Annotated in this window: 23 protein-coding genes; 4 read left to right on the forward strand and 19 right to left on the reverse strand. The window is 70.5% G+C overall.

The window, feature by feature from the left end:
• Positions 1-91: 91 nt before the first annotated feature.
• The 5 genes from AC5RVZ_RS28665 to AC5RVZ_RS28685 form a co-directional block, all read right to left on the reverse strand.
• A complete protein-coding gene (locus AC5RVZ_RS28665) occupies positions 92-1,663 on the reverse strand; it encodes a S1C family serine protease (protein ID WP_494069026.1) in 1,572 nt (523 codons plus the stop codon).
• A gap of 154 nt (positions 1,664-1,817) precedes the next feature.
• Complete coding sequence (locus AC5RVZ_RS28670; protein WP_494069027.1) at positions 1,818-2,390, reverse strand: hypothetical protein; 573 nt, start codon at positions 2,388-2,390, stop codon at positions 1,818-1,820.
• Between the two features lie 147 nt (positions 2,391-2,537).
• Positions 2,538-3,581, reverse strand: coding sequence for a non-homologous end-joining DNA ligase (ligD, locus tag AC5RVZ_RS28675; RefSeq protein WP_494069028.1), 1,044 nt, complete (start codon positions 3,579-3,581; stop codon positions 2,538-2,540).
• Between the two features lie 67 nt (positions 3,582-3,648).
• Entirely contained in the window at positions 3,649-4,785 is a 1,137-nt protein-coding gene (locus AC5RVZ_RS28680; RefSeq protein WP_494069029.1) for an SseB family protein, read from the reverse strand.
• 46 nt (positions 4,786-4,831) lie between these two features.
• On the reverse strand, positions 4,832-5,248 hold the full coding sequence (locus AC5RVZ_RS28685; RefSeq protein ID WP_494069030.1) for a hypothetical protein: 417 nt from the start codon (positions 5,246-5,248) through the stop codon (positions 4,832-4,834).
• 72 nt (positions 5,249-5,320) lie between these two features.
• Between AC5RVZ_RS28685 and AC5RVZ_RS28690 the strand changes: the two genes are divergently transcribed.
• Positions 5,321-5,926 carry a MerR family transcriptional regulator gene (locus AC5RVZ_RS28690; protein ID WP_494069031.1) on the forward strand — a complete coding sequence of 202 codons (606 nt, stop codon included), beginning with the start codon at positions 5,321-5,323 and terminating at the stop codon, positions 5,924-5,926.
• A 119-nt stretch (positions 5,927-6,045) separates the two neighbouring features.
• On the opposite strand, the gene AC5RVZ_RS28695 is transcribed toward AC5RVZ_RS28690, so the two are convergent.
• Positions 6,046-7,524 carry a helix-turn-helix domain-containing protein gene (locus AC5RVZ_RS28695; protein ID WP_494069032.1) on the reverse strand — a complete coding sequence of 493 codons (1,479 nt, stop codon included), beginning with the start codon at positions 7,522-7,524 and terminating at the stop codon, positions 6,046-6,048.
• A gap of 179 nt (positions 7,525-7,703) precedes the next feature.
• On the opposite strand from AC5RVZ_RS28695, the gene aceA reads away from it, so the two are divergent.
• Both aceA and aceB read left to right on the forward strand, forming a co-directional pair.
• Entirely contained in the window at positions 7,704-9,023 is a 1,320-nt protein-coding gene (gene aceA, locus AC5RVZ_RS28700) for an isocitrate lyase (protein WP_494069033.1), read from the forward strand.
• Between the two features lie 242 nt (positions 9,024-9,265).
• Entirely contained in the window at positions 9,266-10,906 is a 1,641-nt protein-coding gene (gene aceB / locus AC5RVZ_RS28705; RefSeq protein ID WP_494069074.1) for a malate synthase A, read from the forward strand.
• A gap of 70 nt (positions 10,907-10,976) precedes the next feature.
• On the opposite strand, the gene AC5RVZ_RS28710 is transcribed toward aceB, so the two are convergent.
• The 4 genes from AC5RVZ_RS28710 to AC5RVZ_RS28725 all read right to left on the reverse strand — a co-directional run bounded on the left by AC5RVZ_RS28710 (position 10,977) and on the right by AC5RVZ_RS28725 (position 14,622).
• A complete protein-coding gene (locus AC5RVZ_RS28710; RefSeq protein WP_494069034.1) occupies positions 10,977-11,609 on the reverse strand; it encodes a response regulator in 633 nt (210 codons plus the stop codon).
• Entirely contained in the window at positions 11,606-12,793 is a 1,188-nt protein-coding gene (locus AC5RVZ_RS28715; RefSeq protein ID WP_494069035.1) for a sensor histidine kinase, read from the reverse strand. The genes AC5RVZ_RS28710 and AC5RVZ_RS28715 overlap by 4 nt, the downstream gene beginning before the upstream one ends.
• 99 nt (positions 12,794-12,892) lie before the next feature.
• On the reverse strand, positions 12,893-13,735 hold the full coding sequence (locus tag AC5RVZ_RS28720) for an ABC transporter permease (protein ID WP_494069036.1): 843 nt from the start codon (positions 13,733-13,735) through the stop codon (positions 12,893-12,895).
• A complete protein-coding gene (locus AC5RVZ_RS28725) occupies positions 13,732-14,622 on the reverse strand; it encodes an ABC transporter ATP-binding protein (RefSeq protein WP_494069037.1) in 891 nt (296 codons plus the stop codon). The genes AC5RVZ_RS28720 and AC5RVZ_RS28725 overlap by 4 nt, the downstream gene beginning before the upstream one ends.
• Positions 14,623-14,767: 145 nt before the next feature.
• On the opposite strand from AC5RVZ_RS28725, the gene AC5RVZ_RS28730 reads away from it, so the two are divergent.
• Positions 14,768-15,970 (forward strand): pyridoxal phosphate-dependent aminotransferase, encoded by a 1,203-nt coding sequence (locus tag AC5RVZ_RS28730; protein WP_494069038.1) that lies wholly within the window; start codon positions 14,768-14,770, stop codon positions 15,968-15,970.
• A gap of 27 nt (positions 15,971-15,997) precedes the next feature.
• Here the strand turns inward: AC5RVZ_RS28730 and AC5RVZ_RS28735 are convergent, their stop codons facing one another.
• From AC5RVZ_RS28735 to AC5RVZ_RS28775, 9 genes are all read right to left on the reverse strand, one after another.
• Complete coding sequence (locus AC5RVZ_RS28735) at positions 15,998-17,008, reverse strand: LacI family DNA-binding transcriptional regulator (protein ID WP_494069039.1); 1,011 nt, start codon at positions 17,006-17,008, stop codon at positions 15,998-16,000.
• Between the two features lie 26 nt (positions 17,009-17,034).
• Entirely contained in the window at positions 17,035-18,750 is a 1,716-nt protein-coding gene (locus AC5RVZ_RS28740; protein ID WP_494069075.1) for an ABC transporter permease, read from the reverse strand.
• A gap of 112 nt (positions 18,751-18,862) precedes the next feature.
• Positions 18,863-19,906 carry an ABC transporter ATP-binding protein gene (locus tag AC5RVZ_RS28745; RefSeq protein ID WP_494069040.1) on the reverse strand — a complete coding sequence of 348 codons (1,044 nt, stop codon included), beginning with the start codon at positions 19,904-19,906 and terminating at the stop codon, positions 18,863-18,865.
• 90 nt (positions 19,907-19,996) lie between these two features.
• Positions 19,997-21,076: an extracellular solute-binding protein gene (locus tag AC5RVZ_RS28750; RefSeq protein ID WP_494069041.1), complete on the reverse strand. Its 1,080-nt coding sequence runs from the start codon at positions 21,074-21,076 to the stop codon at positions 19,997-19,999.
• 243 nt (positions 21,077-21,319) lie between these two features.
• Entirely contained in the window at positions 21,320-22,456 is a 1,137-nt protein-coding gene (locus AC5RVZ_RS28755; RefSeq protein ID WP_494069042.1) for a UDP-N-acetylmuramate dehydrogenase, read from the reverse strand.
• Positions 22,457-22,459: 3 nt separating this feature from the next.
• Positions 22,460-22,873 (reverse strand): MaoC/PaaZ C-terminal domain-containing protein, encoded by a 414-nt coding sequence (locus tag AC5RVZ_RS28760; protein ID WP_494069043.1) that lies wholly within the window; start codon positions 22,871-22,873, stop codon positions 22,460-22,462.
• Positions 22,870-23,319: an FAS1-like dehydratase domain-containing protein gene (locus tag AC5RVZ_RS28765; protein WP_494069076.1), complete on the reverse strand. Its 450-nt coding sequence runs from the start codon at positions 23,317-23,319 to the stop codon at positions 22,870-22,872. Before AC5RVZ_RS28765 ends, AC5RVZ_RS28760 begins: the two co-directional genes overlap by 4 nt.
• Positions 23,320-23,365: 46 nt before the next feature.
• Positions 23,366-24,175, reverse strand: a complete 810-nt coding sequence (locus AC5RVZ_RS28770) for a sulfite exporter TauE/SafE family protein (RefSeq protein ID WP_494069044.1) — start codon at positions 24,173-24,175, stop codon at positions 23,366-23,368.
• Complete coding sequence (locus AC5RVZ_RS28775; RefSeq protein WP_494069045.1) at positions 24,172-25,107, reverse strand: DUF2510 domain-containing protein; 936 nt, start codon at positions 25,105-25,107, stop codon at positions 24,172-24,174. Before AC5RVZ_RS28775 ends, AC5RVZ_RS28770 begins: the two co-directional genes overlap by 4 nt.
• Between the last annotated feature and the right edge of the window lie 9 nt (positions 25,108-25,116).

A 25,116-nucleotide genomic window follows, 5' to 3' on the forward strand; every position in this document is an offset into this window, starting at 1 on the left:
GCACCGAAGGCGGGCGCGCGGATGCACCGGAGGCGGGCGCGCGGATGCCCCGGCGCGCGTCGCGCCGGGGCATCCGGTCCGTCTCAGCGTCTCAGAACGCCGCGGCGAAGCTCCCCAGAGCGTGGTCGATCGCGGTGAAGTCGCTTTCGCTCAGCGCGGTGACCGCCAGCACGATCACATACTGGCCGTCGTTGGAGTAGGCGGCGAGCATGAGGTAGTCGGCGGAGGTCTCACCGCACGCGCTCCAGTACTGGAACACGCCGGTGTGGAGGTCGTCGGCGTACTCGTCGATCGCCTGCTGCGTGCAGCCGGACTGCTGGAGGTAGTCGGCGGTGAGCTGCAGCCATTCCTCGGGTGAGATGGTCGCGGTGTCGGCCGGTGCGGCGACCACCGAGACGCCCGGGACGGACCAGCCGTTCGCGAACGCGGCGACATCGGTGCTCGCGTCGATGCGCGCCCACTGCCCGCCGCGCGGGTCGGTGTAGACGCTGGTATCGAGAGAGGACCACTCCTGCGGCACGTCAACCGTGACGCTGCCGGTGTCGTCGACGACCGACACGAAGTCACCCGCGGCGACCGCGCCACCTCCGCCGGAGCCCCCTGAGACGGCACCGGACTGCGCTGCGACGGAGACACCCTCGACGGGGTCGCCGTTGAACTGCCCGGTGTAGTAGATGCCGTCGGCCGGGCGATAGAGCTCGACGGACAAGGTCGCGTCCTGTCCGTGCGTGCGCAGCACGTCGCAGTAGTCCGCCATCGTGCCGTCGGTGCCGACGCTGACGCCCTCCATCTTGGTGAGGAGGTCGCCGGGCTCGACCCCGGCTTCGTCGGCGGCCGATCCGGAGGCGACGGAGTTGACCCAGATGCCCAGGCCCTCGCCCTCCTCGGTCATGAGGCCCGTGCCGTTGATGCCCAGGCTCAGCACGCTCTCACCGGAGGAGAGCTGCTTGATGACCTTCTTCACCTCGTCGCGGTGGATCGCGAGGTTCTGGTCGTGCTGGTCGTTGCCGGCGTAGTTGACGCCCACGAGCTTGCCGTCGGCGTCCACGAGCGGGCCGCCCGAGTTGCCACCTCGGATGCGCGCGTCGTGCTCGATGACGTGGTCCAGCGACGCCCAGGGGGTGTCGACGGAGGTGTCGGCCTTCGAGACGATGCCGCGGGTCATCGTGAACTCGGGGTCGCCCAGCGGGAAGCCGGCGGCGTACACGTCGGTCGCCGTGGTGATCTCGCCCGACCGCCACCCGAAGTAGGGGTACTGGTCCTCCTGGAGCTGGATGACGGCCAGATCGAGACACTCCGAGGACCCCAGCACCTTGGCGTTGAGGGTCTCAGACGTGTCGCCCCCGCGCCACACCTTGAGGGTGCCGGCGCCGACGACGACGTGGTTGTTGGTCACGGCGAGGCCGTCGTCGCTGATGAGGAACCCGGAGCCTCGGCCCGCGGCCTCGTAGCCGCCCATCTCGGGTGATACGAAGGTGCCGACGGCTTCGATCTGGATCGTGGCGGACTGGATGTCGTCGAATCCGACGCCGGCGCCTTCCGTGCCCTTCGGGTCGCCGATCTGGAATGACATGCAGCCGGTCAGCGCGAACGCTGAGGCGGTGGTCAGGGCGGCGCTCGTGAGAACGAGGCCGCGACGTGAGCGGTGTCTGGTCGTGTTCATGCCGCCGAAGCTACGGGCGTGCAATCACGCTGCGTGGTGCGCCAACGCTCGTGCAATCGTCGTGCAATCCTGTGTGCTCGGTGCCGCGGCCGCGAGCCGCAACACCGGAGCGGGGCCCGATAGCGATCGGGCCCCGCTCCGGTGTGCGAGAGGGTCAGGCGGCCGCCACGGCCTCCTCGAGGACGTCCGCGTACGCGCGCACCGCGTCAGTGAACGTGTCGGTCGGCTCGATGCAGGCGTCGGATGGCGACGTGTCGCAGGCGGCCGCGACGAAGGCGTCGGCGGCGACCGCCGCCTCGTCGGCTGCGGACCGGACGGCGTCACCGACGGCGTCCGCGGGAAGAGCGGCGTCCACTCGATCGGAGCTCGCTGCGATCAGCTCGATGCCTTCCACAGCGATGCGGACGCAGTTCTCGTCGCCCATCGAGATGACGACGGTGCTGCAGAAGTTGTCGTACCACCGATCCTGCCAGGCGAGGATCGCCTCTGCTTCAGCGGCGACGGGGGAGGCGGCGGCGCCGGCCTCCGACGCGGCCGGCTGAGCCGCGGCGGCCGGTTGGGAGTCGGCGCTCGGCGAGCTGGAGGGCTCAGGGGTGAGCGTGCAGCCGGTCAGCGCCAGAAGACTCGCCGCCGCGAGGAGGCCGCCGAGAACGACACGGCGCCGCGGCTCAGGCCCCGGAGGCGCCGGCATTCGGACGATGGGAGTGGGAACGGTGTGCGATGTCATTTCGTGCCTTCGGTCGTGGTGCCGGGGCATTCGCCCCGGTCCTGCCGAAGGTAAGGAATGCGCATCGGGCCGGACTGCTCGGCGCGGGAGGCTGCAATCGCCGTGCAATGTGCTGCGCAACGGCTCGCCGGGCGCCGCAGGCAGCGTTCACTCCGGCTTCGGCCAGTTGTCGGGGTTGATGCGGCTCGGCTGCACGCGGGGCGGCTCGCCCGGCATCTTCGGGAAGTCCGGCGGGAACGGCAGCTCGCCCAGCCCGTCGTCGAGGTCGCGCTGCCACCACTCCAGCAGCGTGTCGATGCGCCCGGGCTCGGCGAGCAGATCCGCCCACGGGTCTCCCCCGTCCGACAGGCGCTGCGGGATGCTCCGAACCGTGAAGGCCGTGGGGTCCACGTCGCCCGACTCGAGCTCCTCCCAGGTCAGCGGGGTCGACACCGTCGCGCCGGGGAGTGCACGTGGACTGTAGGCGCCCGCCATCGTGCGGTCGCGATTGGCTTGATTGAAGTCGATGAAGATCCGCTCGCCCCGCTCCTCCTTCCACCAGTTCATCGTGACCTTGTCGGGCATGCGACGCTCGAGCTCGCGACCGGCGGCGATCACGGCGTGACGGACGTCGAGGAACTCGTGGGTGGGCTCGATGGGGCAGAACACGTGGATGCCGCGGTTCCCGCTGGTCTTGAGGAACGCCGTCAATCCCGCCTCGGCGAGCACGTCGCGCAGCGCGGGCGCCACAGCTGCGGCATCCGCGAAATCGGTGCCCGGCTGAGGGTCGAGGTCGATCCGCAACTCCACCGGGTTGTCGGTGTTCGAGGTGAGCGATGCCCACGGGTGGAACACGATGGTGTTCATCTGCACCGCCCACACGGCGGCGGCGATCTCGGTGAGGACGATCTGCGGATGCCGTCGCCCGCTGTTGTACGTCACGGTCTGCGCGTCGACGAAGGCGGGGGCGCCCTTCGGCGGGTTCTTGGAGTAGAACCGCTCGCCGTCCACGCCCTCCGGGAACCGCTCGAGGGACACCGGCCGATGACCGTTGGCGGCCAGGAACGGCTCGCCGACGGCGACGAGGTACTCCGCAAGCTCGCGCTTGGTGATGCCGACCTCGGGCCACAGCACGCGATTCGGATTCGACACGCCGACCTCGCGATCGCCGTCCGCTCCGGGCACGGTCAGAGTGATGCGTTCGGACGCCATGGTCCGACCCTAGGCGCCGCGCGCGACATCCCGCACCCCTGCGGGTGGATCGGCGTGGGCGGGCGGATCAGTCCGCGAGCGCGAGCACCGGCGCCAGGTCGGCGCGGGACAGGCGCACCCAGGGACCGGCGGGGTCGACGACGACGCCGCTCAGCCCGGCGTCACCGCGCAGCGCACGAGCCAGCTGCGCGCCGGTGATCGGGGCGGCGTTGTCGCCGCGTCCCATCACCGCCACCTCGAGCGGGTGCGAGTACAGCTCGAGGTAGCGCGATCCGTCGGGGAGGCGCCCTTCGGCCAGGCCCGGCTGCCCGCCGGCCGCGGTCCCCACCGCCACCCACAGCGGCGCGTGCGTCAGCGCCGCGGTCACAGCGGCGGTCGTGGCCGACGTGCGCTCCCCCGAGAGCAGCGTCTTGAGCGTCAGCTGCGGATCGGCCTGCTCCAGGACCTTCTGCAGCAGTTCCTTGGGCAGCACGGCCCGCGCGGGCGCCGAGGCATGGTCGATGATGATGCCGTCATAGGCGCCCGCGGTGACGTGCCGCAGCACGTTGAGCACCGGCTGTCCCATCGCCGACGTGTCGACGTCCCCGTCGCTGCGCAAGCTCGCCTGGAGTGCTGCACCGCTGGAGTAGGCCAGAGCGAAGGTCCGCTCCCCTGCCGTGGCGACGGCCAGAGGCAGATCCTTCCCTTCCGCCAGCAGGGCTCGGGCGTCGCCCTTCACGCGCAGGAACACGTGGCCCTGCAGCAGCTGCCGGGTGACCTCGAGCAGCGCCTGCGACGCGGGCTCCTCCCCCATACGCGACAGGGCCGCCCGCAGCAGGGCGTTGTCGCGCAGCCCGGGAACGGTCTCGGATGTCGGCGGAGCGATCTCGGTCTCGCTGCGCGCACCGGGACGAGGACGCCTCCTCGCGGTCGCCGCCGCGCTCGAGGCGGCTGCGTCGGAACTCGCCGCGGGGCGCTTCGCGGTCGTCGGCGTGGTCCCGAGCCCGCCGAAGGACGAGACCGAGATCGATACCGGCGGTGCGGCCTCGGCCGGGGTGCCGGCATCCGTCTGCTGTCCGGCATCGGCCGCATCCCGAACCGACGCCGCCTCGGCGTCGGCCTTCGCGGTGTCGGGCGCCGCCGGGGCGGCGAGCTCCTCGCCCGCGGGAGCGTCCGCCGGCTGGGGATCGGACGGCGTCTTCGGGCGGCGCGAGAACAGAGCCATTGTGCGAGCCTAACCCGCAGCGTGCCTCCGGCCGTGGCCGCACGGCTCATCCCAGCCCGGCGACCCCCGCGACGATGACGCCCACCCCGACGGCGAGAAGGGATGCTGCGAGCACGACGACGCCGGCCCACAGGAGCGCCATGGCGCGGCCCGGTCGTTGCGGGTCCCGCCCGAGGACCGACAGGAAGAACCCGGCGGGTATGAGGATGGCACTGGCCAGCACGCCGATCGCGGCCCACTGCCACGGGGCAGGGGCTCCGGCCGCCGACAGCAGGAGCAGGCACACGAGCCCCAGCAGCACGAGCACGCCGGCGTGGGCGTGGCCCGCTCGGAAGAACGTCCTCTGAAGGCCGTTGAACGCCAGGCCGCCCGTGGCGATGCGCAGCAGGAACGTGCCCCCGGACATGATGCCGAGGACGGTGAGGATCGTCGCGCCGGCGACGATCGTGAGGACGGGATCCATGGCGACCTCCTTGGATAGTTCGACTCTCCAATGTTAGATAGGGATAGTATCCAAGGCAAGCGGGAGGTGGATATGAAGATCTCCGAGCTGTCGCAGCGCAGCGGGGTGCCGGTCGCGACGGTCAAGTTCTACATCCGCGAGGGGATGCTTCCTCGCGGCGAGGCCGTCGCCGCGACGCGCGCGGAGTACGGCGAGGACCACCTCGCCCGCCTCCGTCTCATCGCCGCCCTCGCCGACGTGCGCGGCCTTCCGCTATCACGGGTGCGCGACATCCTGGCCCTCGTCGACGAACCGGTCGCGTCTCCCCTGGAGACGCTCGGCCGTGCCGTCGGAGCGCTGCCCCCCTACGTGGACCGGGAGAGCGAGGACTATCCGCGCGCCCGCGCCGCGATCGCAGCGCTGGGCCTGACCTACGACGCCGACTTCACCGCGGTTCCCCAGCTGGAGCAGGCGCTGAGCGCGCTCGAGGCGGCGGGGCTGGATGCCTCCCCCGACGTCCTCCGCCGCTACGGCGACGCGATGCGCGCGGTCGCCGTCGACGAGATCGCCCCGATGGCGGACATGCCGATCGCCGACGCGGTGCCGTACGCGGTCCTCGGCACCGCGCTGTACGAGCCGGTCCTTCTCGCGCTGCGCCGCCTGGCCCACCACCATCTCCTCGTCGAGGCATCCGGATAGCTCCGCGGTCCGGCTTTATGGCCGACCGCTGCCGTTTCCTGCGAGCGCGGCATCCGCAACAGCAGCGCTCGCAGGGAACTGCCGCGGCCGCCCGCCTCTCGCCGGGCCCGGCATCCCGCTCAGCGAGGCGCGTGCGCCTCGAGGAACTCGTACACGTCGGTGGTGTCCACGCCGGGGAACGCCCCCGTCGGCAGGGTCGCCAGCAGCGTGCGCGGGGTCCGCACGTTCGGCCACGCGTTCTCGCGCCATGCCGCCTCGAGCTCGGCGGGCGCGCGGCGGCAGCACACCTCCACCGAGTGCGTGGACACGCCGCGATGGGGCGTGTCCCGGCCGAGGAACCACTTCGTGTCGTCGAAGCGCACGCCCACCGACACCGAATGCGCACCCTCACTCGAGGACTCCACCCGGGCGGTGCACCAGTACGTGCCGTTGCCCGTGTCGGTGTACTGGTAGTACGGGTTGAAGTGGTCGTCGACGTCGAACACGACGCGCGAGGTCCACCGGCGGCAGCACATCTGCCCCTCGATCGATTCCAGGCGATCGGTCGGGAAGTTCACGTCGTCGTTCTCGTACGCCTTCGTGATCGTGCCGGACTCGTGGACCTTGAGGAAGTGCACGGGGATGCCCAGGTGCACCGTCGCGAGGTTGGTGAAGCGATGCGCCGCGGTCTCGTACGACACCGAGTACGCGTCGCGGAGGTCCTCGATCGAGATCGCCCGGTCTTTCTTGGCGTCCTGCAGGAACGGCACCGCGTGCGCCCTTGGGATGAGCAGCGCGCCGGTGAGGTAGTTCGTCTCGACCCGCTGCCGCAGGAACTCGGCGTACGACGTCGGCTCGCGGTGGCCGAGGATGCGGCTCGACAGCGCCTGCAGCACGGCGGTGCGCGGGTCGCCTCTGTCGGCGAGGCGGCTCGACAGGTACAGGCGCCCGTTCTTGATGTCGGCGACGCTGCGAGTGGTCTGAGGCAGGTCGGGCACGTAGTGCAGCGTGAAGCCCAGATGCGCGGCGATGTCGGAGGCGGTGCGCTGTGTCAGCGGCCCACCCGGATGGTCGACGGCATCCAGGATGCCTCGCGCCTGCGTCTCGAGCTCCTCGAAGTAGTTGTCCTGCGTGCGCATGAGCCGGCGCAGTGCCACGTTGGCCCGACGCGCCTCCTCGGGCGTGGCCGCGCGCTCGTCGCGAAGGCGCTCGATCTCGTTCCGAAGCGCCAGCATCGCCTTCAGCACCTCCGTGGGCACCGTCTTGCCGATCCGGAAGGGCGGGATGCCGAGCGCCTGGAACGTCTGTCCGCGCATGGCGCGCTCCAGGGCGATCTCGAGCGTGGCCCGCTCATCGAGCGGCTCGGATTCCAGCAGCGCCTCGAGCGAGGTTCCCAGGGCGCGCGCGATCGCCTGGAGCAGCGTGAGCTTCGCCTCACGCCGACCGTTCTCGATCATCGACAGCTGGCTCGGCGCGCGATCGACGGCTGCAGCGAGGGCGTCGAGGGTCATGCCGCGGTCAGCGCGGAGCCGTCGGATGCGCCGGCCGATCGTGAGGGGATCCACCCCTTCATCGTCGGGAACTTCGGCGCGAGCGTCACGGGTCAGCGGCGAGGACATGAGCGGATTCTGTCACGAAAACAGAACTCTTGGGAAAGTTCACACCCATCCCGGCCCTGTCCCACCTGGATCTTCACCCCACAGTGGATGACACCAGCCCCGCCGAGGCACCGCGCCGAGGCATCCGATCCGTCGGACACCGCCGCGTGCGGAGCCGCCGACACTGCGAGAGGACGATCATGACGACGAACCACACAGCCTACGGACGCGCACCGCTGCGCGCCGGCGACCAGACGCAGACCGCAGCCGAGCTCCAGGAGATCTGGGACACCGACCCCCGCTGGGACGGTGTCGAGCGGACCTACACCGCCGAAGACGTCGTCGCTCTGCGGGGATCGGTGCGGGAGGAGAACACCCTCGCCCGCCGAGGCGCCGAGAACCTGTGGACCCTGCTGCACACGGAGGAGTGCATCCGCGCGCTCGGCGCCTACACCGGCGGGCAGGCCGTCCAGCAGGTGCGGGCCGGTCTGAAGGCGATCTACCTGAGCGGCTGGCAGGTCGCCGCCGACGGCAACCTCGCCGGCCAGACCTATCCCGACCAGAGCCTGTATCCGGCCAACTCGGTGCCCGCCGTCGTGCGCCGCATCAACAACGCCCTGCTCCGTCAGGACCAGATCGAGCACGCCGAGGGCACGCTCACGCGTGACTGGCTGGCCCCGATCGTGGCGGATGCCGAGGCCGGCTTCGGCGGTCCGCTGAACGCGTACGAACTCGCCCAGTCCCTCATCCAGGCCGGAGCCGCCGGCATCCACTGGGAGGACCAGCTGGCGAGCGAGAAGAAGTGCGGGCACCTCGGCGGCAAGGTGCTGGTGCCGACGCAGCAGCACATCCGGACGCTGAACGCCGCGCGGCTGGCCGCCGACGTCGCCGATGTGCCGACGGTGATCGTCGCGCGCACCGACGCCCTCGCCGCCGACCTGCTCACCAGCGACGTGGACGAGCGCGACCGGGAGTTCCTCACCGGCGAGCGCACGACCGAGGGCTTCTATCGTGTGCGCCCGGGCATCGAACCGGTGATCAGCCGCGGCCTCGCCTTCGCGCCGTACGCGGATCTTCTGTGGGTCGAGACCGGCGAGCCCGACATCGAGCTGGCACGCGCCTTCGCCGACGCGATCCACGCACGGTTCCCGGGCAAGCTGCTGGCCTACAACTGCTCGCCGAGCTTCAACTGGAAGCGGCACCTGGACGATCGGCAGATCGCCACCTTCCAGGCGGAGCTGGCCGAGTTGGGCTACAAGTTCCAGTTCATCACCCTCGCCGGCTTCCACGCCCTGAACTACTCGATGTTCGATCTCGCCCGCGGCTACGCCGAGCGCGCCATGAGCGCGTACGTCGAGCTGCAGGAAGCCGAGTTCGCCGCCGAGGCATCCGGTTACACCGCCACCAGGCACCAGCGCGAGGCGGGCACCGGCTACTTCGACCGCGTCTCGACGGCGCTCAACCCCGACAGCGCCACGCTCGCCCTCGCCGGCTCCACCGAGACCGCCCAGTTCCACTGAGCAGCGACACCGGTGCCGACTCCCCCGCAGGACGGCATCCATGTCCCGATCCCACCGGCGCATGTCCCGGATCCACGGGTGCATGTCCCGAAGAACCGGCTTGAAGCGCCGCGCGAACCGCTTTTTCGGGACACGGATGCCGGAACCGGATGCGAGCACACGGCGCCGGGGCACGGATGCCTGCACACGACATGAGTGACAGCACGAAGGAGAAGACGATGACACGTTCAACCACCAGCCCGATGCGCACGCGCACCGGCCCGATCCCCACGCAGACCCATCAGCCCTCGATCGAGATCGCCGGGCGCCTGGGTCCCCGCTACGACGAGATCCTCACGCCCGAGGCGCTCGCCTTCCTCACCGAGCTACATCACCGCTTCGGCGCGCGACGCCACGATCGCCTGGCCGATCGGCTGCGCCGGCGTTTCGAGATCGGCAACGGGCACGACCCGCAGTTCCGCGACGACACCCGGCACATCCGCGAGGATGCCGACTGGCAGGTCGCCGGCGCGGGCCCCGGGCTGGAGGACCGCCGCGTCGAGATCACGGGGCCGACCGATCCGAAGATGACCATCAACGCCCTCAACTCGGGCGCCCGCGTGTGGCTGGCCGACCAGGAGGACGCCACGAGCCCGACCTGGAAGAACGTCATCGAAGGGCAGCTGAACCTCCGCGACGCGATCCGCGGCGAACTGACCTACACCGCCCCGGACGGCCGGCGCTACGAGGTCACCGCCGAGCGCACCCCGACCATCGTGATGCGCCCGCGCGGGTGGCACATGGTGGAGGAGCACCTGCGCTTCACCGACCGGACGGGTCGCACCCTGGCCGCATCCGGGTCCCTGGTCGACTTCGGGCTGTACTTCTTCCACAACGCGCAGGCGCTCATCGACGGCGGCCGCGGACCGTACTTCTACCTCGCCAAGCTCGAGTCCAGCGAGGAGGCGAAGCTGTGGGACGACGTCTTCACGTTCGGCGAGCGCTGTCTGGGCATCCCGCACGGGACCGTCCGCGCCACCGTGCTGATCGAGACGCTCCCCGCGGCGTTCGAGATGGAGGAGATCCTGTTCGAGCTGCGCGACCACTGCGCAGGCCTGAACGCGGGCCGCTGGGACTACATCTTCTCGATCATCAAGAACTACCGGGGCCGCGGGGCCCGCTTCGTGCTGCCCGACCGCAGCGAGGTGACGATGACCGTGCCCTTCATGCGGGCTTACACCGAGCTGCTCGTGAAGACCTGCCACAAGCGGGGCGCCTTCGCGATCGGCGGCATGAGCGCATTCATCCCGAGCCGGCGCGATCCCGGGGTCACCGAGCGCGCGTTCGAGAAGGTCGCCGCCGACAAGAAGCGCGAGGCCGGCGACGGCTTCGACGGCACGTGGGTGGCTCACCCCGATCTCATCCCGGTGGCGCAGGCGGAGTTCGACGCGGTGCTGGGCGACCGGCCGAACCAGCTGGACCGGCAGCGCCCCGACGTCGAGGTGCAGGCGTCTGACCTCATCGACGTCCACATCGGGCGGCCGATCACCGCCGCCGGCGTGCACGCGAACGTGTCGGTCGCCATCCGATACATCGAGGCATGGCTGCGGGGCCTGGGGGCCGTCGCGATCGACAACCTCATGGAGGATGCCGCCACCGCCGAGATCTCGCGCTCCCAGGTGTGGCAGTGGATCCATCAGGACCGCACCACCGACGATGGGACGCCGATCACCCGCGACTACGTCGAGGGGCTCATCGACCAGGTGCTCACCGAGGTCGAACGTCGGGACGGCGACCGGTTCGACGACGCGGCCGAGGTGTTCCGCGACGTCGCCCTGGGGACCGAGTTCCCGGCGTTCCTGACGCTGCCGGCGTACGCGCGGTTCCTCGTCGAGAGAGACTGACCTCGAACAGGCGGATGCCTCGAGCCGGTGCCGGCGCACCGGCCCGAGGCATCCGTCGTCTCAGACTTCGTCAGGGCAGAAGGCCGCGCTCCATCGCGAGGGTGACGGCGCGGGTGCGGTCGGCCACCCCGAGCTTGTCGAACACCTTGAGCAGGTGGGTCTTCACCGTGGACTCGCCGATCCCGAGGGCCGTCGCGATCTGCTTGTTGCTGTGACCGGTCGACACCAGCCGCAGCACCTCGGTCTCCCGCGCGGTGAGCACGGTCTCGGGCTCGGGCCGGCGCATCCGCTCGACGAGCCGCACCGCCACCTGCGGCGAGAGCGCCGATTGCCCGGCCGCGACCGATCGGATGCCGGCGACGATCTCCGCCTGCGGCGCCGCCTTCAGCAGATACCCGGATGCTCCGGCCTCGATCGCGGCGAGGATCTGGTCGTCGGACTCGTATGTCGTGAGGATCAGCACGCGAGGCGGCCGTGTCCCCGCGTCGCCGGCGACGATGCGCGCCGTCGCCGCGACGCCGTCCGTTCCCGGCATCCGTAGATCCATGAGCACCACGTCGGGGCGTGTGGCCGCCGCCAGGCGCACCGCTTCCTCCCCGTCGGATGCCTCGGCCACGACGTCCAGACCCGGTTCGTCCGACAGCAGCCCGGCCAGTCCGGCGCGCACGATCGGGTGGTCGTCGGCGATCAGCAGCCGGATCATGCGACACCTCCCGCGCGCACACGCACGGCGGGAAGGTGCACGCGCACGACGGTGCCGTGACCCGGCGTGGAGACGACCTCGAAGGTTCCCCCGGCGAGCGCCACGCGCTCGCTCATGCCGTCGATGCCGAAGCCCGCGCGCGGGGCGAGCGGATCGAACCCGCGACCGTCGTCGCTGACCTCGAGCCGCGCCGACCCGTCCTCGTCCACGTCGATCCGCGCCAGAACGCGGGAAGCGGCTGCGTGCTTGCGCACGTTCGCGAGCATCTCCTGCAGACAGCGCAGCAGCACCACCTGCGCATCGCGGTCCAGCGACGGATGCGCGCCGTCCAGCCGGAGTTCGATCGACGCCTCACCCTCGGTGCGGAACCGGTCCGCGAGCCTGGTGACAGCGTCGCTGAAGGCGGCGTCGGACGGCACCGCGGCGGTGCGCGCGACGAGGGCGCGCGCTTCGGTCAGCGCCTCGCGCGCCAGCTGCTCGACGGTCTCGATCGCGCGTGCGGCGGCGTCCGGATCGCCACCGTCCCGCGCCAGCCGGCCGGCCCGCTCGGCGAGGATGACGAGCCCGGCGAGCGTCTGCGCGAGGGTGTCGTGGATGTCGCGCGCGAGCCGTTCCCGCTCCTGCGCCGCGCCGCGATCGCGGCTGAGCGCTTCCACCTCGGCCTGCGCCGCCGTGAGTTCGACGAGCAGCCGCGCACGTTCCTCCCCGTACTCCGCGATGCTCGAGATCCACAGGCCGAGGGCGACGGCGAACGCGAGCGAGAAGCCCGCGGTGGTCGCGCCGGAGATCAGCGCGCCGAGCGAGAAGTCCCCCTCGATGCCGTAGCCGACGACGATCGCCACGGCGATCACGACCGAGCCGGCGATGCCGCGTCTGCGGGTGTCGCCCAGCACCCACACGAGGGGGTACACGAGCACCTGCAGCATGGCGAGGAACGGTGCGGCGGCGGTGCCGACGACGACGATGCCGGCGGCGGCCGCGAGGAACGCGGCGAATCGCCAGCCGGCCGGCTCCCCGATCCCGGGCCGCGCGATGAAGAGGTACGCCAGTCCCAGCGCGACGATCATCAGCAGCGCGACGATGCGCTCGGCGACGCTGCCCGGTCCCAGCCCGAACAGCAGGGCGACGGCGAGGGTCGCCGAGCCGGCCCCCATAGCCACGTCCCACCAGCGCGGGTTGAGCATGTCTTGTCCTTCCGTGCCGGGGCGAGCCACTGTCGCCACCCCGGCCGGCTCCTCGAAGGAGGCGAGCGGTTGCCCGCTCGCCTCCGTCCGCCCTTCAGGCTACGCGTCGCGTCGGATCCACCGGAAGGTGACCAGTGACAGCGCCAGACCGACGACCAGCCAGACGGCCATCGCCAGCGCCACCGCGCCGAGCGCCCACTCGCCGCCCTGCTCGAGCACGGCGTACTCGCCGGGAAGGAACACCGCACGCATGCCCTGCGCCATCCACTTGAGCGGGAAGATACCCGCGGCGTTCTGCAGCCACTCGGGAAGGTCGTAGTAGACGAAGTAGACGCCGGAGATGAACTGCAGCACCAGCGCGATCGGGATCACGACCGCGGTCGCGCTCTTGGCCGTGCGGGGCACCGCCGACAGCGCGACGCCCAGCAGCGCCGACGAGGCGATGCCGAGGAGGAACACCCAGGCGAACGTGAGCCACCGGGACGGCTCCGTGGGAAGCGGAACGCCGAGGATCGCGCCGGCGAAGACGAGGAGCAGACCGGCCTGGAGCACCGCGGTGACCGCGACCTGTCCGATCTTGCCCAGGAAGTAGCTCACCGGGGACAGCGGGGTGCCGCCCAGCCGCTTGAGCATGCCCTCGGATCGCTCGACCGCGATGTCCATCGCGAGGTTCTGGAACCCCGACAGGAGGAGCCCCGCGGCCATCATGCCCGGTAGGAACATCTGGGCGACCGAGATCGCAGGCGCCCCCGGTCCGGGTTGGATGTCACCCGACGAGCCGAAGGCGACGCTGAACAGGCCGAGCATCACGATCGGGAACAGGAACGTGAAGAACAGCGTGTCGCCGGAGCGGAAGTACTGCATGAGCTCGAAACGGGCGCGCCAGGCGCCGAGCAGGATGGCGCTTCTGGTGTGAGCGGCCTGTGCCGGGGTCGCGTTCATCGGGTCGTCTCCGTGGTGTGCGCCGCAGTCGCGGCGGGGATGAGGGATGTCTCGGCGACGAGGTCGAGGTAGATGTCCTCCAGGCTCGGCCGCACGACCTCGAGCCCCTCGAGGGCACCGCCGAGGCGCTGAGCGAGGGCGAGCAGGAAGGTGCCGGGATCGGTCACCCGCTCCTCGCGGACGACGCCTGCCTCGATCCAGCGCACGCGCGCAGCGCGTGCGTCGGCGCCGCCGAAGGTGTCGAGCGGGCCGATCGCGCGGATCCGACCGTCCGCGATCACGGCCACGCGATCGGCCAGCTGCGCCGCCTCGTCGAGGTAGTGCGTCGTGAGGACGATGGTGGTGCCTTCGCTCTGGAGTCGACGGATGAGGTCCCAGAACTCGCGCCGCGCGTGCGGGTCGAACCCGGTCGTCGGCTCGTCCAGGAAGAGCACCTCCGGGCGCCCGATGATGCCGAGGGCGACGTCCACACGGCGCTGCTGACCGCCTGAGAGCTTGGAAATCCGCGTCTTCGCCTGCTCCTGCAGTCCCACCGCCGCGATGACCTCGTCGACGTCGCGCGGGTGGGGGTAGTAGCCGGCGAACTGCCGCAGCTGCTCGTGAACCGTGACGAGCCCGGACTGGCCGGTGGACTGGAGCACGATCCCCAGCCGCGCCTTGAATCCGAGACCGCCGTGTTCGGGGTCGACGCCGAGCACCTCGACGTCGCCGCCGTCGCGTCGACGGTACCCCTCCAGGATCTCGACCGTGGTCGATTTGCCGGCACCGTTCGGCCCGAGCAGCGCGAACGTCTCGCCCCGCTCGATGCCGAACGTCACACCGTCGACGACCGGGCGGCCGCCGTAGGTCTTGCGCAGGTTCCGCACCTGCACGGCTTGTTTGTGCATGCCTCCAGCCTCGCCACGGGCGGATGCCGCGCCCAGCCGTCATCCGTCGGAGGAGGCATCCCCCATTCGGTGGATGGACGAATTCCCCGCGATGCACGCCGCAACTCGACCCGCGCGCACGTGCGCCGCCGACTACCCTCGTACTGTGACCGAACGCGCTCCGCTCTCCCGCAAGCTCTCCGCCATCGCCGAATCCGCCACACTGAAGGTGGATGCCAAGGCGAAGGCGCTGCAGGCGGCCGGACGCCCGGTCATCTCCTACGCGGCGGGCGAGCCGGACTTCGCCACGCCGCAGTTCATCGTGGACGCGGCCGCCGAGGCGCTGCGCGACCCCGCGAATTTCCGCTACACCCCGGCCGCGGGCCTCCCGGTGCTGCGCGAGGCGATCGCCGTGAAGACGCTGCAGGATTCCGGTCTCGAGGTCGACCCGTCGCAGATCATCGTCACCAACGGCGGGAAGCAGGCCGTGTACCAGGCCTTCCAGACCGTGGTGAACCCGGGCGACGAGGTGCTCCTTCCCGCCCCGTACTGGACCACGTATCCCGAGGCGATCGCCCTCGCCGACGGCGTGCCGGTCGAGGTCTTCGCCGGTGCCGACCAGGGCTACAAGGTGACGGTCGAGCAGCTCGAGGCCGCGCGCACGGAGCGCACCACCGCTCTCGTCTTCGTGTCGCCCTCCAACCCGACCGGGGCTGTCTACACCGCCGATGAGACCCGCGCGATCGGCGAATGGGCCGTCGAGCACGGCATCTGGATCATCTCGGACGAGATCTACCAGAACCTCGTGTACGAGGGGATGCGCGCCGTCTCGATCGTGGAGGCCGTCCCGGATGCCGCCGCGCAGACGATCCTGGTCAACGGCGTGGCGAAAACGTACGCGATGACCGGGTGGCGGCTGGGCTGGATGATCGGCCCGAAGGACGCGATCAAGCTCGCGGGCAACCTGCAGTCGCATCTGTGCAGCAACGTCAACAACATCGCCCAGCGTGCGGCTCTGGCCGCCCTCACCGGTCCTCAGGTCGAGGTGGAGCAGATGCGGCAGGCCTTCGACCGCCGTCGGCGCACGATCGTCACCGAGCTGGCGAAGATCGAGGGCGTGACCGTCCCGAACCCGCTGGGCGCGTTCTACGCCTACCCGGACGTCACCGGACTGCTCGGACGCGAGTGGCGGGGCATGCGGCCCACCACGACCCTCGAGCTCGCCGACCTGATCCTCGAACAGGCCGAGGTCGCCGTCGTCCCGGGTGAGGCCTTCGGTCCCAGCGGCTACCTCCGCCTGTCCTACGCGCTCGGCGACGAGGCGCTCCTGGAGGGCGTGCAGCGGCTGCAGGAGCTCTTCGCGTCCTGATCCGCGCCCGCGGCTCGTGACGCTCCCTCAGGGGGTGTCGGCTCGGGTGCGCACCGGCGCCGCGGTCGTGCCTCGAAGGAGCGATCCGCCGATCGATCGCCGCACGAGGGCGACGTCATCCCGGGCTCCGAGGAGATCCTCCATCGCGTCGACGACGGCGTGGGCGACCTCCTCGACGGGGATGCGCACCGTCGTCAGCCCCAGCAGGTCGGCGCCCGGCAGGATCCCGTCGCATCCGGTCACCGAGACCTCAGCGGGCACCGACAGCCCGGCCGCCCGCGCGGCGCGCAGGAACGCGAGCTGCCGCATGTCGGACGGGCACATCACCGCCGACACGGCGCCGCGACGGGCCAGGTCCAGCAGTGCCGGGATCCCCGAGTCGGGCTCGGCTCCGGCGACCACCGCCGTGACCTCCGCCCCCGAGGCCTCGAGTCGATCCCGCATCGCCGTGGCCCGGACATGCTCCGGGAACGATCCGTCGCGGTCGGTGACGAGGACGGCGATCCTGCGGTGCCCGAGCCCCAGCACGTGGTCGGCGAGGAGGTCGCCGTGCGCGTGCTCATCGTACGAGACGGCGTGGATCCGGGAGCCCGACTCCGGTCGGCCCGCGCGGATGATCGGCACCTCTTCGGCGAACGGCATGAGCTGCGCCGTGCTCACACCGCCGGTCGCCACGATGAGGCCGGCCACGCGCATCCCGAGCAGCCGGCGAAGCGCCTGCACCTGCCGGTGACCGCCGGGGTCGGCGCCGATCGTCACGGTCAGCAGCTCCATTCCGCGTGCGAGCGCGGCGTTCTGCAGCTCGGAGAACAGCAGTCCGTACGCCGGGTTGCTCGCGTCCCGCAGCATCAGGCCCACGACGCCTGTGCGCCCGGCGGCGAGCTCCGCGGCGCCGATATTCGGCACGTAACCCAGGCGTTCGCTGACTTCGAGCAGGCGCGCACGGGTGTCCTCCGAGAATCGGCCCTTGCCTTGCAAGGCGCGTGTCGCGGTCGCACGCGAGACACCCGCCTCCGCGGCGACATCGCTGATGGTCACTCGCAGCGGTGTCCGGCGCTCCGCATTCATGCCGATCGCGGCGCACGTCGGGGCGGTCGCCGCCTCGAGCGTCCGAACCGCCCGTACACGAGGTACATGGTGACGCCCGTGATGATCATGAGGAGCACGGTGTACACGAACGTGATGGGCATCGCGTCGAGGTTGTTCTCGCCCCGCGTGCTCTCCTGGATCGCGATCCCGAGCGGCTGGTAGAGCGGGTGGTACAGGAACACCGCGGCGTCGTAGTCGTCCAGCAGGCTGTTGAAGTTCAGCCCGGTGATGGCCGCCGCCGTCGGCAGCACCAGCGGGATCAGCACTCGGCGGAACGTCGTGAGTGATCGCGCACCGAGGATGCGCGAGGCGTCCTCGAGCGAGTCGGGCACGGCGAAGAACGCCGCCTTGAGCAGCCGCAGCGTGAAGGGGATCTTCACGATGATGTACGCGACCAGCAGCACGACGAGCGTGCCGGTGAGCACCGTTCCCCCCACCAGCGGATTCGGCCGGTCGAACGTCATCAGCAGGCCGAGCGCGATGAGGATGGTCGGCAGGATCCACGGGATGTGCAGCAGATACTCGATCGCCGCGGTGACGACGTTCCTGTACTTCTGCAGGAGCCGAGCGACGAACAGCAGCCCGCCCACCACGATCACACTCGCCAGTGCGCTGTAGACGACGCTCACCACGAACGGTCGCAGAGCGGTGGCGCTGGTGAACACCGTGACGTAGTTGTCGAGCGTGAACGAGTCCAGCGTGATGGTCCCCGCCAGGATGCTGCGGGCGTCCACGAACGAGAACAGCACGATCAGCAGCACCGGCAGGGCGTAGATGACGAAGAGGATGTACGCCGCGACGTGGACGGCCACGCGACCCGTCCGGCTGCGCAGCTCCTGCTTCTCGATCGGTGTGGCGACCTTGGCGACGGAGAAGTAGACGCCGCTCTTCTCGACCCGGTTCATGATCGCCAGCAGCGCGATCGTCGCGAGGCCCAGGATGATGGCCAGGAGCGCGGCGATGTCGCGCGATCCCGCTGACTTGGAGAACGTCAGGATCATCGGCGCGACCGTCTGGAAGTCGGGGCCGCCGAGCACGAGCGGTGCGGTCAGCGCGCCGAGGCCGATGAGGAACGTCAGCACGGTGACCGCGAAGATCATGGGCCGCAGCACCGGCAGGACGACGCGGCGCAGGATCGTCCAGGTCGACGCGCCCATGCTGCGAGCAGCCTCGATGGTCTGGTAGTCGACCTTGGCAAGCGCGGTGGAGAGGAACAGCATGTGGTTGGTGGTCGTGGCGAAGGTCATCACGAAGACCACCGCGAAGTAGCCCGAGAACCAGTCGCGGTCGATGTCGGGGTACCAGTTGGCCACCAGGTTCGTCACGAAGCCGAAGCGGCCGTAGATGAAGTTGTAGCCGGCGGCCAGGACGATGCCGCCGTAGATGAGCGTCGTCGCATAGCCGAGCCACAGCAGGCGAGCCCCGCGCACGCGGAAGTACTGCGTGACCAGCACGATGAAGATCCCGACGACGTTGACCGTGATCGAAAGGGTGACCGCGAGGAGGAAGCTGTTGCCGATCGTCCGCAGCGCCCGCTCGCTCGAGAGCAGCCTCTCGACCGCGCGCAGGCTGAAGGTGCCGTCGGGGAAGAACGTCGTCGCCAGCAGATTCGCGTTGGGCATCACCAGGAACGTCGCCGTGAACCACAGCAGTACGACGCCGGTGATCCACACGAGCGGCGATCGCAGCATCGCCTCGAGGGAGCCGCGACGGCCTCGTGGCCGGCCGGGGGCCGGCGGGTCCGGCTCGGGCGATCGCGGCGCCGGGGCGCCGTTCAGGGGAAAGGTAGAGGGCGCAGCCATGTCATTCCCCCGGATACTGCAGCACCCAGCGCGGGTCCATCGTGAGCACCGCCGCATCGCCCGGTTCGAACGCCGGTCGCGAGCCCGGAACGCTCACGCGCACCTCGCCGTCGACCGCGGCGACGGTGTAGACGCTGTGCGCTCCGTGATAGGTCCTGGTGCGGACGGTGCCACGCAGCATCGCGTGCGACGTGTCATTCTGCGCGGCGCCCGTCGGACGGTCGTCCGGCGAGGAGAGGACGAGCTTCTCCGGGCGGATGTAGCTCTCGGCGTCGAGCGCCAAGTCCGCGCCCGACGTCGCGTTGATCTCCGCCAGCATGCCCGGCGTCAGCGCGTTGCTCTCACCGATGAAGCGGCACACGAAGCTCGTGGCGCTGCGGTCATAGATCTCGTCCGGCACCCCGATCTGCTGCAGCCGTCCGCCGTCGAGGACCGCGATCCGGTCGCTGAGGGTGAGCGCCTCATCCTGGTCGTGGGTGACGTAGACGCACGTGACGCCGAAATCGCGCTGCATGTTCTTCAGCTGCTCGCGCAGCTGCACGCGCAGCTTCGCGTCGAGGTTGGACAGCGGCTCGTCCAGCAGCAGGATCCGGGGGGTCAGCACGAGTGCGCGCGCGATCGCCACGCGCTGCTGCTGGCCGCCTGAGAGCTCGGAGACGTTCTTGTCGAGCTGCGCGGGGGTCAGCCCCGTGCGCTCGGCGATCTCGTCGACGAGCTGATGCTGCTTCTTCTTGGGGACCTTCTTCACGCTCAGGCCGAAGGCGATGTTCTCGCGCACGTTCATGCTCGGGAACAGGGCGTAGTTCTGGAACACCATGCCGATTCCGCGGGACTCGCTCGGCGTGCGGGTGACATCCCGACCGTCGATGAGGATGCGGCCGGAGGTCGGGGTGATGAAGCCCGCGAGGGTGCGCAGGGCCGTCGTCTTGCCGCAGCCGGACGGCCCCAGCAGCGTGAAGAACTCGCCTTCACCCACCTCGAGGTCGAGGCTGCGCACAGCCTGGTGATCGCCGAAGGTCACATCGACGTCGTCGAACCGGATCATGGTTCTCCTGCGTTCGGGCGCGGCGGGGAAGCCGCGGCGGAGGGTCGAGCCTCGCGGGTGGGCGCCGATCCGGCACCCACCCGCGCAGCCTCAGGGCAGGTACTCGAGCTCGACCTTCTCGATCCACTGCGGGAGCATCTCGCGCGCGAAGCCGAAGTCGATCTCCTGACGCGGCAGCGACTCCATGAGCTCCACGACTTCGGGATTGGCCTGCGCGACGGCGCTCTCGTTCACCGGCATGGCGTTGAATTCCGCGGCGAAGGCGCCCTGCACCTCGGCCGAGCCGAACCAGTCGATGAACTCCTGCGCCTGCTCCGCCTTGGCCGAGCCGTTGATGACGCCGATCTGCTCCGTCACGTACGGGACGCCGTCCTCCGGCACGATGATGCCGGTGCTGGTGCCGTACTCGGCGTCGCGTGCGGCGATGCCGCTGGACGGGAGGATGCCGAAGTCGACCTCTCCCCGCGTGATCCGCGCGTACAGGTCCGTGCCTTCCACGGCGGGTGAGCCGTTGGCGAAGTACTGGGCGACCTGCTCCCAGCCCTCGTCGCTCACGCCGAGCTCGCCCTCCTCGTCGAGGTACGGGGTCAGGATGCCGAGCAGCACCAGCTGCGGTGTGGCCTGCCCGAGCGCGGTGTTGACCTCGTAGCGGCCCGCGTACGCGGCGTCGGTCCACAGTGCGTCGAGCGACGTGGGGGCGTCGGTGATGGTGTTCTCGTCGTAGACCATGACGATCGCCTGCTCGACCAGCGGCCAGAAGGCGCCGTCGGCCGGGTCTCCCGCATCCGCCGGGACCTCGTCGGACCACGCCGGGGTGTACGCCTCGATGGCCTCCTCGGCCTTCAGCTGCTCGAAGAACATGTTGTTCAGCCCGAACACCACGTCGCCGACGGGGTTGTTCTTCTCGGCGATGATGCGGTTGGTCAGGTCGGCGCCGCCGAGCCCGACGATCTCGACGTCGAAGCCCGCCTCTTCCGCCTCCGCCTGCAGCCACTCGCCCCGGCCATCGGAGTTCGAGTTGGTGTAGACGATGAGCGGTCCGTCGCTGCTGTCCGCGCTCGAGCCGCCGGCGCCGGCGTCCGATGTCGCGGCGCATCCGGTCAGCAGCAGGGCGGACGCGGCGGCGGCGCCGACGATGAGCCGGTGCATCGACGATCGTTTGGGTGACATGCTCTTCCTCTTCTTCTCAGCCGTGTCGGTCCTCGGGAGCGGACCGCGGACGCGCTCTTGTGGGAAGGGCACAATCGATGCGCCGATCACCAGGTGCGGTCGCGCGTCCGCACCCAGGGTGACCCGCACGTCACAACACGACGGGAATCGTCGGTGTCGGGCGGGTGAACGCGCCGCGACGGAGGCGTGACCCGCGCCGGCGACCGCGGATCTCCGACCGGTCGGCCGCGCGAGCGAGGTCGCTCAGAGCTCGACGTTGACCAGCACCGGCTCGGGCTGGAGGATCAGCCCAAACTCGGACTGCACGCGACCCTGGATGAAGCGGGCGAGCTCGGCCAGCTCCGCCGCGGTGGCGCTCCCCCGGTTGGTCAGCGCGAGGGCGTGCTTCGTCGACAGCGCGGCGCGCGACCGGGGCAGCTTGAACCCCTTGCGCAGCCCTGCGTGCTCGATGAGCCAGGCCGCGCTCACCTTGACGTCGGATTCGACCGCGGCGGGCGGCGGCACATATCCGTCGAAGGCGGCCAGCGGGATGACGAGGACCGGGTCGAGGTCTGGAGCCACCGGCCAGCGCGGGCACTCGTCGGGCAGCGTGCGTGCGAAGGATGCCGACACCACGGCGTTCTGGAAGAACGAGCCCGCGCTCCAGGTGTCGGGGTCGTCGGCGTCGAGCACCATGCCCTTGCGGCGCCGGGTCTCGAGGATGCGGTCGCGCACCCACGCGAGCGTCACCTCGTCGTCGGGTCCGAGGCGCAGCGCTGTCCGCAGCTGGTCGCCGATGATGCGGCGTCCACCGTGACCGACCTCCGGGAGGTCCAGCGTGACCGAGAGGATGACGGCCCGGCGCGCCGGAACGGAACCGTAATGGTGCTTGAGCACCGACGTCCGGAAGCCCAGTCCGAGGTCGGTCGCCGGCACGGTGGACACCTCGCCGGTCGATTCGTCGATGAGCTCGACCTCGGTGAGGGTCTGCACGATCTCCTGACCGTACGCGCCGATGTTCTGCACGGGCGCCGCGCCGACCGTGCCGGGGATCCCGGACATCGCTTCGAGCCCGGCCAGGCCCTCGGCGACCGTGTACGCGACCAACTCGTCCCAGTCGTGCCCGGCCTGCACTCTGATCCGCACGCGGCCCGGGATCGGGGACGGCAACCTCTCGATCCCCTGCGTGAGCACCCGCACCACCGTGCCGTCGAACGGCTCGTCGCCGACGAACAGGTTGGAGCCGCCGCCGACCACCATCCATTCGTCGCCGCCGGCCCACGTGTCGCGCAGCGCGGCGACGAGCTCATCGGACGAAAGGGCCTCGATCATGCGCGCGGGGACGCCGCCGGTGCGCAGCGTGGTGAGCTGCGCGAGGGGAACGGGTGCGACCTCGGGCATCCGTCAGGCGGTCCGCACGCGTGCCTGCGCCTTGACGAGCACGGTGGTGCCCGCGTGCGACACGGTCAGATCGATGCGCGCCGTGTCGTCGTCGACGGCGCCGACCTTGGCGACGACGTGGACGTCGGCGCCGGTCTCAGGATCGACCACGACCGGCTTGGTGAACCGCACGCCGTACTCGAGCAGTCGTGCGCTGTCGCCGAGCCACGACTGGAGGGTGCCGATCGCGAGGCCCATCGTGAGCATGCCGTGCGCGAGGACGCCGGGCAGTCCCACCGCCGCAGCGATGTCGTCGCGGTAGTGGATGGGGTTGAAGTCGCCGGATGCCCCGGCATAGCGCACCAGCGACTCGCGCGTGAGGTGCACCGTGCGCTCGGCGACGACGTCGCCGACGTTCACCGCGAGTGCGCCGCTCATCTGTCGCCCTCCCCCACCAGCAGGACGGACGTGGCCGTCACCACGTGCTCGCCCGCGGCATCCGTGATCTCCGCTTCGCTCGTGACCATCGCGTTGCCACCCATCGTGCGGATCCCCGTGACCGAGAGCCGCGCGGTCAGCTCGTCGCCGGCCACGATCGGCCGGGAGTAGCGGAACCGCTGCTCCGCGTGGAGCACCCGTGACAGCTCGATGCCGGAGTCCGGCTCGGAGAGAAGCTGCTGGAGCGTGAGGTCCTGGACGACCATCGCGAACGTCGGCGGTGCGACGACGTCGGAGTAGCCGAGAGCTCGCGCCGCGACCGGGTCGGTGTGCTGCGGGTCGTCGGAGAAGACGGCGCGGGCGAACTCGCGGACCTTCTCGCGACCCACGAGGTACGGGGCCGTCGGCGCGAAGGCGCGTCCGACGAGCTCGGGGTTCACTGGCACCATGCCATCCTACTGAGGCGTCCTCGCCCGCTTTCTGGATGGACGCTCAGCGGCGGCGGTGCCCACGGATCGCGCGAACGGCCATCTGCACCGAGATGACGACGAGGAAAGCGGCGAACAGCAGGTTTCCGACGAACGGGTCGACGAGCGTCGCGATCCAGGCACCCAGCGCAGTGGTCGTGCATGCGGCGCCGCCGATGAGGACCGCCGCCAGGAGGTCGACGTTGCGACGGCGCAGGTTCCCGACCGTGCCCGACAGCGCGGTGGGGATCATCATGAGCAGCGACGTGCCCTTCGCGATCAGGTCGCTCGTGCCGAACAGCAGCATGAGGGCCGGCACGACGATGATGCCGCCGCCGACGCCGATGAGGCCGGAGAGGACGCCGGTGACCAGGCCGAGCACCACCAGCGCGATGCCGGTGAGCCACGTGACGGGCAGTTCGGCGTCGCGGGACGGGATCACGATGAACAGGCTCACGATGACCGCGACCAGGAACACCACGAACGCCCAGCGGAGGAAGGTCAGCGGCATCCGCGGCAGGAGCCACGTGCCGATCTGGGCTCCCACGACGGCGCCCGCCGCGAGCAGCAGCGCGGGGATCCAGGCGACGGAGTCGTGGATCGCATACGAGGTCACCCCGACGGCTGCGGTGGGCACGATCGCGGCGAGCGAGGTGCCCGCGGCGAAGCGCTGGTCGAAACGCAGGAGCAGCACCAGCAGCGGCACGATGACGGTTCCTCCGCCGACGCCGAACAGCCCGGACATCAACCCCGCGACGAGGCCCACGGCGAGGCAGGTGAGGACGAGGCGCGTGTCGTGGGGCGGCCGCACAACCTCGGGCGCGGCGGCGCTCACTCTTCGAACGTCAGGTCGTCGATGGCCCAGGCACCGTCCACGGGAACCACGACGTAGCGGTAGACCGCCGCTCCCGGGGTGGGGGTCTCGACGGGGTTGCCCTCGTCGTCGAGCAGGGTGACGAAGGACTCCGTCGTCGTCACGGTGATCGTCTCGCCCTCGGTCACGACGTCGCCGATGGCGACCTCGTACTCGTCGAAGTTCTCGTCGAACAGCTGCGCCTCGGCGGTGAAGGACTCGCAGTCGCCGAAGCCGCTCGATTCGCGGAACCGCTCCGTCGTCGACTGCGTGAACGCGTCGCAGTCGGCCTCCTGCCATGCCTCGTCGTACAGCTGCACGGCGGCGACGGCGGCACGCTCGTCCTCGGTGTCCGCGCCGGTGCCGCCGGATGTGGCCGCGTTCAGCAGCAGCAGCGGGATCACGACCGCCGCGGCGATGACGATCCCGAGCAGCACGACGCCGAGCACGACCCACAGGATCCACAGCTTCGACTTGCGCGGCTCGGTGGCGGCGACGAACGCACCGGCGGAGGTCTCGGTGCCTGTGACGGGCGTGCCGCCGGGGGCGGCGGAGGCACCCGGGTCGGGCATCGGGTACGGGGGCTGTCCGGGGTGCGCCTGCACCTGAGACGTCTGCGCCGCCTGATTCCGCGGTCCGGCGTGAGCGGGGTCGGCGTTCGCATACGCCGGGTAGTCGGGCGTCGCGGCAGGCGACGGGATGCCGCTTCCGGCGGCGGCGGCCGGCGGGAGCTCGGCGGCGCCGGTCCCGGGTACCGCGCCGACCTGGGAGGCGGCGACGATCTCGGCCTCGGTCGGCGCATCGGCGGCCGGCTCGGGATCGGGCTGTGCGACGTGCTCGGTCCACTGAGCGCCGTCCCACCAGCGCATCGCGCCGTGGCCGTCGTCGTACCAACCGGGAGGAGTCGTCGTCACGAGGCCACC

The organism is Arthrobacter sp. Cza30 (assembly GCF_059090765.1).

Excerpts from the sequence above, each read along its gene's own strand:
- aceA (WP_494069033.1), top strand. The coding sequence starts at position 7,704 with ATGACGACGAACCACACAGCCTACGGACGCGCACCGCTGCGCGCCGGC.
- AC5RVZ_RS28680 (WP_494069029.1), bottom strand. The coding sequence starts at position 4,785 with ATGGCTCTGTTCTCGCGCCGCCCGAAGACGCCGTCCGATCCCCAGCCG.
- AC5RVZ_RS28695 (WP_494069032.1), bottom strand. The coding sequence starts at position 7,524 with ATGTCCTCGCCGCTGACCCGTGACGCTCGCGCCGAAGTTCCCGACGAT.
- AC5RVZ_RS28725 (WP_494069037.1), bottom strand. The coding sequence starts at position 14,622 with ATGCACAAACAAGCCGTGCAGGTGCGGAACCTGCGCAAGACCTACGGC.
- AC5RVZ_RS28720 (WP_494069036.1), bottom strand. The coding sequence starts at position 13,735 with ATGAACGCGACCCCGGCACAGGCCGCTCACACCAGAAGCGCCATCCTG.
- AC5RVZ_RS28690 (WP_494069031.1), top strand. The coding sequence starts at position 5,321 with ATGAAGATCTCCGAGCTGTCGCAGCGCAGCGGGGTGCCGGTCGCGACG.
- AC5RVZ_RS28755 (WP_494069042.1), bottom strand. The coding sequence starts at position 22,456 with ATGCCCGAGGTCGCACCCGTTCCCCTCGCGCAGCTCACCACGCTGCGC.
- AC5RVZ_RS28715 (WP_494069035.1), bottom strand. The coding sequence starts at position 12,793 with ATGCTCAACCCGCGCTGGTGGGACGTGGCTATGGGGGCCGGCTCGGCG.
- AC5RVZ_RS28685 (WP_494069030.1), bottom strand. The coding sequence starts at position 5,248 with ATGGATCCCGTCCTCACGATCGTCGCCGGCGCGACGATCCTCACCGTC.
- AC5RVZ_RS28750 (WP_494069041.1), bottom strand. The coding sequence starts at position 21,076 with ATGTCACCCAAACGATCGTCGATGCACCGGCTCATCGTCGGCGCCGCC.
- ligD (WP_494069028.1), bottom strand. The coding sequence starts at position 3,581 with ATGGCGTCCGAACGCATCACTCTGACCGTGCCCGGAGCGGACGGCGAT.
- AC5RVZ_RS28665 (WP_494069026.1), bottom strand. The coding sequence starts at position 1,663 with ATGAACACGACCAGACACCGCTCACGTCGCGGCCTCGTTCTCACGAGC.
- AC5RVZ_RS28760 (WP_494069043.1), bottom strand. The coding sequence starts at position 22,873 with ATGAGCGGCGCACTCGCGGTGAACGTCGGCGACGTCGTCGCCGAGCGC.
- aceB (WP_494069074.1), top strand. The coding sequence starts at position 9,266 with ATGCGCACGCGCACCGGCCCGATCCCCACGCAGACCCATCAGCCCTCG.
- AC5RVZ_RS28670 (WP_494069027.1), bottom strand. The coding sequence starts at position 2,390 with ATGACATCGCACACCGTTCCCACTCCCATCGTCCGAATGCCGGCGCCT.
- AC5RVZ_RS28710 (WP_494069034.1), bottom strand. The coding sequence starts at position 11,609 with ATGATCCGGCTGCTGATCGCCGACGACCACCCGATCGTGCGCGCCGGA.
- AC5RVZ_RS28740 (WP_494069075.1), bottom strand. The coding sequence starts at position 18,750 with ATGCTGCGATCGCCGCTCGTGTGGATCACCGGCGTCGTACTGCTGTGG.
- AC5RVZ_RS28745 (WP_494069040.1), bottom strand. The coding sequence starts at position 19,906 with ATGATCCGGTTCGACGACGTCGATGTGACCTTCGGCGATCACCAGGCT.